At 56.5% G+C, this 7447-nt stretch carries 9 protein-coding genes and 1 pseudogene; 9 read left to right on the top strand and 1 reads right to left on the bottom strand.

The features are described from left to right. The first annotated feature begins 301 nt into the window (after positions 1 to 301). The 9 genes from ACE3OH_RS16925 (at position 302) to ACE3OH_RS16885 (ending at position 6297) form a co-directional block, all read left to right on the top strand. Positions 302 to 979, top strand: a complete 678-nt coding sequence (locus tag ACE3OH_RS16925) for a DUF4336 domain-containing protein (protein ID WP_374355686.1) — start codon at positions 302 to 304, stop codon at positions 977 to 979. Between the two features lie 153 nt (positions 980 to 1132). Beyond that, complete coding sequence (locus ACE3OH_RS16920) at positions 1133 to 1561, top strand: DUF1801 domain-containing protein (RefSeq protein ID WP_374355683.1); 429 nt, start codon at positions 1133 to 1135, stop codon at positions 1559 to 1561. A 420-nt stretch (positions 1562 to 1981) separates the two neighbouring features. Next, on the top strand, positions 1982 to 2521 hold the full coding sequence (locus ACE3OH_RS16915) for a GNAT family N-acetyltransferase (protein WP_374355680.1): 540 nt from the start codon (positions 1982 to 1984) through the stop codon (positions 2519 to 2521). Continuing rightward, on the top strand, positions 2487 to 3227 hold the full coding sequence (locus ACE3OH_RS16910) for a class I SAM-dependent methyltransferase (protein WP_374355677.1): 741 nt from the start codon (positions 2487 to 2489) through the stop codon (positions 3225 to 3227). The genes ACE3OH_RS16915 and ACE3OH_RS16910 overlap by 35 nt, the downstream gene beginning before the upstream one ends. A gap of 60 nt (positions 3228 to 3287) precedes the next feature. Next, positions 3288 to 3710, top strand: a complete 423-nt coding sequence (locus tag ACE3OH_RS16905) for a hypothetical protein (protein ID WP_374355674.1) — start codon at positions 3288 to 3290, stop codon at positions 3708 to 3710. Between the two features lie 380 nt (positions 3711 to 4090). After that, the gene (locus ACE3OH_RS16900; RefSeq protein WP_374355671.1) at positions 4091 to 4579 is read left to right on the top strand and encodes a lipocalin-like domain-containing protein; all 489 of its coding nucleotides are present in this window, start codon (positions 4091 to 4093) and stop codon (positions 4577 to 4579) included. Between the two features lie 261 nt (positions 4580 to 4840). After that, a complete protein-coding gene (locus ACE3OH_RS16895) occupies positions 4841 to 5158 on the top strand; it encodes a hypothetical protein (RefSeq protein ID WP_374355668.1) in 318 nt (105 codons plus the stop codon). Positions 5159 to 5176: 18 nt separating this feature from the next. After that, the gene (locus ACE3OH_RS16890; RefSeq protein ID WP_374355665.1) at positions 5177 to 5644 is read left to right on the top strand and encodes a hypothetical protein; all 468 of its coding nucleotides are present in this window, start codon (positions 5177 to 5179) and stop codon (positions 5642 to 5644) included. 167 nt (positions 5645 to 5811) lie between these two features. Continuing rightward, entirely contained in the window at positions 5812 to 6297 is a 486-nt protein-coding gene (locus tag ACE3OH_RS16885) for a hypothetical protein (protein ID WP_374355662.1), read from the top strand. A gap of 103 nt (positions 6298 to 6400) precedes the next feature. Here ACE3OH_RS16885 and ACE3OH_RS16880 read toward each other — a convergent pair. Then, positions 6401 to 7447, bottom strand: a pseudogene (locus tag ACE3OH_RS16880) (NAD-glutamate dehydrogenase); the annotation flags it as partial.

The following is a 7447-nucleotide window of genomic DNA, read 5'->3' as shown; positions in this document are numbered from 1 at the left end:
AAAGTTTATAAAATCCAGCGATTTTGCTCAAAAAATAAGCAAATCCGCCTGATTTTTGAGCGGCTCTGCCAAATTTTGCTCGCTTTTCCCACTTTGCAGCCAGCGCCAAGAGTTTCTCACCAGCCTGTTAGTCATCAGTTTTGTAGACATGATCCACAAGAAAAATGCCTAACCTTTCAGTCAATCTCACCGCCCAAAGCTGCGCTTTGGGTTCGCTCCATGCCTTCGGCACTCCGGCAGCAGGTTTCCTTCGGCTGCGCTTCGTTCGCCCCTCGCTTTCACGTTAGGCTACTCAAACAGCATGTCGCTCACCTGCGTAGTCCCCAACTCGATCTGGTATGCACAGCAGCCCCTCAGATTCGGCCCGATCTCCATCACGACAAGGATGACCGTGATTCGGCTGCGGGATGGGTCACTATGGGTTCACTCCCCGATCTCGCCTACGCCTGAGTTGGTCGATGGGCTCAGAAGCCTTGGTACCGTCCGCTATGTGGTCGCTCCGAACAAGAGCCACCACCTTTTCTTCCCGGCGTTTCTCAACGCGCACCCGGAAGCCCAGGGCTTTATTGCAGCCGGCCTCGAGTTGAAGCCCCCGGACCTTGGCCGATTCCAGCGCATTCCCCGTGATCCGCCTTGGACCTGCGAGATCCAAGGCTTTTTCATCGAAGGCCTACCCATACTGAATGAGACGGTCTGGTTTCATGTCGACACTGGAACGCTGATCCTTGCCGATCTGCTTTTTTGTTTTGCCGAATCGAATCGGGTCATTGCCGCGCTGGTGTCAAAGCTGCTAGGCGTTTACGGAAGGCTCGGCATGTCGAGGACGATGAAACTGGCGGTCAAGGACAAGCGGGCCTTGGCCATGTCCGTACTTCCTCTGCTTGCATTGCCGGTAAAGAGGGTAATCGTTGCCCATGACCAGATTGTCGAAGAACAGCCAGCAGAAAAGCTCAAAGAAGCGTTTGCATGGCTGCGGTGAGGCCTGAGCCTTCGATCGAGCGGACATCCACCTGGTTGGCCTTGGCCGGTGAAGCGTTGTCGTTCATCATCTGCCTCGCGGGCCAAGTGCCAACCTGGCGGGTGCTGCTCAGCTCAATCCTTAGGCGTCGCCACTCACGCGCGCGAGGTGTTCATGTCGGAAGCGAAGACAAAGCCAACACAGGTATCGGTCGAACAGTACATTGCCGCAATCGTAGACTCCGAGCGTCGCGCCGAAGTCGAGTCGCTGCTCAAGCTCATGTGCCAGGCCACGAATCAAGCGCCTGTGATGTGGGGCCCAAGCATCGTCGGCTTCGGCAAGTACTCCTATAGCAACGCCAGTGGTCGTACCGGCGAGTCGTGCGCGGCAGGCTTTGCTGCTCGCAAGGGGGACATCAGCATCTACCTTGTGGCAGAAGGTCCGTCTCAGCAAGTGCTTCTGTCGCGGCTTGGCAAACACAAGATGGGCAAGGCCTGCTTGTCTATCAGGCGCTTGGCGGAGGTTGATCTCAAGGTGCTGGAGCAGCTTGTCTCCGAGTCGTATGCCGAGGTCCTTCGCCGTCACCCTTGCAGCGACGCGTGAACCGTGGCCCGAACGGGGTCTTCACCGCCATGGTGCTTGGCCCGCGAGGCGTTCGCTGCCATCATCCGCGGCGCGGGCCAAGTATCATGCCGATTCCGGTCTACCAGCACACACTTGGGTGTAAGCCGGCTTTGGCATGGTTTGTCGGCACGTCGGTTTCAAGCATCAGCGGGGCTGTTTCGGTCGCCGGCATTGACAGCGTGCGCTACGGTTCGCCCGGTGTCGCTCGCCAAGGAAGGGGCGGCGCTCGTTAAGCCCAAGCCTTGCACGGAGCGGTCAGCATCGCATTAAGCAGGTCTGCTCAATACCAACCCTTGCTGCCGTTGCAGTCGTACCAAACATTGCAGTCAACCGGGCGCCCGAAGGTATGCTTGGGGCTCCCTCCGTGCCTGCGGCAGCTTGCTTACAACGCGAGAGCGCATGATGACGCCGCCTTTCCCGTCTGCAGTAATCTTCGAAACCTCGCGCATGGTGGCTCGGAGGGTGGATGTGGCGGATGCCGCCATCATGCACAAGGTCTATGGCGATCCTGCGGCAATGCGCTGGGTCGGCGACGGCAAGCCACTTGATCTTGCCCAGTGCGAGCGCTGGATCGAAATCACCCAGCGCAACTATGTTGCACGCGGCTATGGCATGTTCGCCCTTGTGAGCCGCGACTCTGGTTCGGTCATCGGATTTTGTGGTCTGGTTCATCCGGGTGGCCAAGCCGAGGCAGAGATCAAGTACGCCTTATGCCGTGAGCACTGGGGGAAGGGTTTTGCCAGCGAGGCCGCGGCTGCCATGCTTGCCGCTGCATCGTCCGACTTCGGTCTCCCACTAGTCATCGCAAGCACTGCGCCCGAGAATGTCGCATCTCATCGGGTACTTCTCAAGGCCGGCATGCGGCGTGGCCCGGTCATACCCAACGATGATGGCACTGAAACCTATGTCTTTATCTGGCGCGCTGGTGCGGGCACCTGATATGGCTGTCAACTGGACGCGCAAAGCCATGCTTTGCGTCGCCGTTCCGACGCAAAGGATGCATTTTCGAATGAACAAAAACACATCGGACTTCTGGGACAGGGTTTCGAAGCTCTCTCGTGGTTCGCCCAAGGAACTCGGCCTTGTCGCGCGCAAGTCGGTCGACGCCGCTTTAGCGTGTCTTTCCATGGAAAGTGTGGTGCTTGACCTTGGCTGCGGCCCGGGTGAATTGACCTTGGCGATTGCGCAGAATGTCGCATCCGTTCATGCGCTTGATCCTTCTGCAGGAATGATTGAAGCGGCGAATGCCAAGCTTGGCAAGCTTGCCAAGCTTGGCGCCGGCAATGTGGTTTTTGCCCAAGGCGACCTTGGTGCCCTGCAGGGCCGCGACGGGAGCTTCTCTGCCGTGTTGGCGTTCAATGTGCTGCACTATATCGACGACCTGCCAAACGCTTTTCGGCAAATAAATACGCTGCTGGCCCAAGATGGCGTGTTCCTGTCGTCAACCGCCTGTATGGGAGAAGGGAGAACCATTCTCGGTATGCTTATGCGCCTATTGACGCGCCTTGGCATCGTACCGAGCATGCATTTTTTCACCTTGGCACAATTGACGGACTTGATCGAAGGTGAGGGTTTTTTGATTGTCGAAACAAAGAAGTTGTCTGATTTGCCGGAGTATTTCATCGCGGCCAAGAAGATGGCATGAAATTCCATTCAAGCCGACCCCGCTTTGCAGTTCGGCTTGCTTCAATATCAGGAATCCATCATGAAACTGTTTCATTCAGTCGTGGTCTTGTTGCCGGCAATTGCATTTGCTGCCGGGTATGGCGGTGCTGAAGGTGGCAATAGGCTTGGTGAAATCATTCGAATCGAAGGCGATGTGCCTGATACCATTTACATACAGAAAGGCCGCAAGGACTCGGAGTGGAAGGAAAGGTACGATTTGAACCAGGAGTGCCCGAATTTTCAAAAGATATTCGAAGGGGCAAAGTATTTTTCATGTCGGGTTGATAGCAAATCACCATTGACAGGTACGCGGTTTCGGGTAACGTTGTCGAAAAAATATCAGCCATGTAATGTCGAGCCATTGTTTGACAAGACACCCGGCGAGATTTACCTATGCGTGGAAGGCTGCAATAAACCTCGAGTGCCGCAGAAATTAATTGTCAGCCCTTGGGAATGCATATGAATTCTGGCCCTGTCGTCAAGCGCCATGGCTGCAAGCTAGTGATGCGGTGAGGTAAGGAAGGGCTGGATGTTTTGCTGGTTACTTGGCGCTGTTTTCATGCCTGAACCGGTGGCTTGCCTGTCGGTTGCGGCGGGGTCATGTTGCTGCTCAATGTTTTCATGACAAGGTGATTCTTGGAAAAGTGTTTTGGTCTTTTTCACAGTTTGGTAATGGCCATTGTCGTTCTGATAAAATCCGGAGCCCGAGCGATTTTATTGCCTGGCTTGCAAGTGATTCAGCGCTGACAGGGTGGTGAACCGTTAGCTCGTCGTTTGAGTGGTTTTCAATCAGATGGGCAGGGGGAACATTCTTTTTTCAATTTTTCATGAAAAGGTGTGGGTATGTTTCGGATCAATGGTTTAGCTGTTTTGATGGTGTTGGCTACGGCGATTCAGCCTTGCTTTGCCGATGGTTCTGCGCTTTTACAGGGCGCATGGAAGCTTGCTTCCTATGAAGTGGAAGTTCAGTCTAGCGGTGAGAAATTGCCAACAATGGGCAAGCACCCCACCGGCAATGCAGTTTTCACGGCCGATGCGCGAGTATGGTTTGTTTTGACCGCCGAGGGGCGCAAAGCAGGCAAGACAGCAGAGGAAAAGGCTGCGCTACTGGATACATTGATTGCGTATTCGGGTAAGTACCGCGTTGAGGGCGATAAGTGGATTACCAGTGTCGAGGTGGCGTGGAATCCGGAATGGGTTGGAACTGAGCAGTCGCGGTCGTTCAAAGTGGATGGCGATCGTTTGCAGATTCTTACGCCCTGGAGAGTCATGCCGAATTGGGCTGAGAAAGGAATGACACGCAGTATTGTTACCTTTGAACGGGTGAAATAGTATCCGTTGCGTCAAATATGGCTGAAACGATGCGGGTGCATACCCTTGCACCTGTATCGCCATCTAGCGGATACCCCGTAAATTCACCGCTCACCGTGGCATGATACGCTCCATTTCAGCCTGTCGATAAACCAAGAAAACCACTTGATTGTTGCACTTGCAGTTTGAATTTGCGGCTTTCTCTAGCATCATTTCAGCTGCCAGAAGTGGTTGCGGGAAAGACAAGCGATTCCTTCATGGCTTGCCGAGGGGCAGTATATTGTGGCATTTGATCTGATCGTGGGTGTTGGAGGCAAGACGGGTGGCGCGCATGAAGTGGTGGCTTGTATCGACTACCACGAGCTGCCGGCACTGCTGTGCTTGGTCAAACGCATCGATTCTTTCTTTTTACAACGTATTTCTAATCTGTTTGAAGATCAGGTCTTTTCACCGGAAGAGGTTGAGCAGGCGCTGTCGCATTTATTGCCACTGCTGGTCGAGCCAGGCGGGGCCGGCGAGCAAGCGCTGCTACATAAATTGATTGCGGCGCTTGCATATGCGAAGCACAAGCGGTTGTCCCTAATTGGGATGGCCGATTAAGAAGATAAGGTGGGTGTGATGCGAAACCTTTCCGGCTGCCTATCCAAAATACCCGGCGTACGAGCGTGCCAAGTCATTCTGGCCTGTTTTAGTTTGCCATTATTGGCGCTGTGTCCTGATCCGCCATTGAAACTGTGTCAAATGGTTGCGGGGCATGATTGGGTGGTGCACGCAAAAGTCGAGTCGGTGCAATTGCTGAAAGACAGCGATGATATGGAAGGCGTTGCTGGCTGGCTTTATCACCTTTCGGTGCGAAAAGTATTTCGTGGCGCAGCCAGAACCAAATCGCTGGTGGTGTTAAGTCAAAATACGACATCGCGCGTCAACCTTGATATTGGCGGTGAATATTTCGTGTTTGCTTCCAAGGCGCCGGGCGAGATTCTGGAAACCGGGAATCGCTGCGACGATTATTCCGGTGCGCGCTATCAGCCGCAGCTGGCGCAGCAAATACAGGCCTGCGTGCAAGGCATGAGTCGGTCGCCGTAGCCGGCCGGGCAATGTGTTGGCGATCAAGACTGTGCGTTTGATGCCATAGAAGGCATGCAGCAGATGGTGTGAAGGGCGTCTTTGGCCATAATGATGTGGCTGCGCTACCGAGATGGCTGGTGCGGCCATGCGGGGCGCCTTTATTTCACTTATCGGGGTTTGAACTGATGCGTACTGGATTACTGATTGCTGCTGTTTCGCTAAGCCTCTGTGGTACCACTGTCTTCGCCTGTGGTGATAGAGAGGCGATCTCGCTGGCCTCGCGCCTGTTTGCCAAGCATCGTCTTTTCTATGCCCAGGAAACGCCGGGCTTGAAGAAGATAGTCTCGCCGGCGTTTTACCAGGCCTTGAAGGGGCACTATCGTTGCGGGGAAAAAGAAGGGGGTATTTGCCATCTCGACTATGAGCCCTGGCTCGGTGCGCAAGATGGCGAGGTGGGCGCGCCGGTGAAGTATGCGGTGACGGCGCGTAGCGCAGACGGGGTCAGTGTTTCGATGTCGTATGCCTTCGTTCTGGAACCGGGTACGCCGAAGAAGGCGCAAACCGTGGTACTTCAATTGCAGAAGGCCGCCGAGCCGCAGTGCTGGCTGGTCGATGATCTGGTCACGCCGATCGGTGATTCGCTGGCAAAAAGCTATCGCGGCAAGCCTTGATACGGTAGGGGCCTGTCGTCTGCCGGCACAGGCTGCGCCAGACAGGCTGGCAAGAAAAAAGCCACCCTTGCGGGTGGCTTCGAGTCGAACTACCGGTATCGGTTTACGCAGCCAGGCGGTTGCGGATTTCGCGCATGGCAGCCGACAGCATGGCCAGGTCGGGCGTGGCGGCGCGCAGTTCTTCGAACATGCGGCCCACGTGCTCCAGCGAGGCCTCGCGGGCCTTGAGCCAGCCATCGACACGCTTTTGCACCGTGCCGCTGCCGTTCAGCACGCGGGCAGCAAGGCCGGCGTGTTCGCGGTACAGCTCGTCACGCAGCGCCATGCGCGCCAGGGTCTGCCAGCGGTTGTCGCGCGGCAAGCTGTCCACCACTTCGCGCAGCCAGCCAAACTGCAGGGCATCTTCCAGCTTGAAGTAGGCCTGTGCCACATCTTCCACCGCAGCCTTGCTTTCGCGGGCCAGGCGGGCGATGTCGAGCAGCGACAGCACCGCGTCTAGGTGGGCAATGCGTGCGGCCAGCTCGGGCTTCACGCCGGATTTGACCAGTGCCTCGCGCGCCTTGGCAAAGGCGGTCTGCTCGGCCAGCCACTTGTCCAGCTTGGGCAGCAGGGCCGGGATTTCCTCGGTGAGCTGGCGGATGCGGGCGTCGGCATCGGTTTCGGTCATCTGCACGCGCAGTACCCAGCGCGCGGTACGTTCCAGCTGCTTGCGCACTTCCAGCATCAGCTCGTACTGCACATCGGTCGGCAGCTGGTTGTCCAGTGCTTCCAGCTCGGCCCACAGCGCATCGGCACGCATCAGGGCACTTGCCAGGCTCCAGGCATGGACGATCTCGGCCGGGCTGGCATTGGTTTCCTCGGCGACGCGGAACACAAAGCTGATGCCCATGCGGTTCACGCACTCATTGGTGAGCACGGTGGCGACGATTTCGCTGCGCAGCGGGTGGCTAGGCAGTTGCTTCTTGAACTTCTCGGCCATCTTCACCGGGAAGTAGCCGGCCAGCAGCTCGTCCCACTGCTTCATGGCTGGCAGCGGCGAGTCGATCAGCTGGTCGAACAGCACCAGCTTGGCATAGGCCAGCAGCACCGCCAGTTCCGGGCTGGTCAGGCCACGGCCGCCGGCCTGGCGCTCGGCCAGCTGCACATCGTT

This window comes from Chitinimonas sp., from assembly GCF_041904975.1.
Taxonomy (GTDB): domain Bacteria; phylum Pseudomonadota; class Gammaproteobacteria; order Burkholderiales; family Chitinimonadaceae; genus Chitinimonas.
Note: the sequence above shows the minus strand (reverse complement) of the source record. Positions and strands in the feature narration are given on the sequence as shown.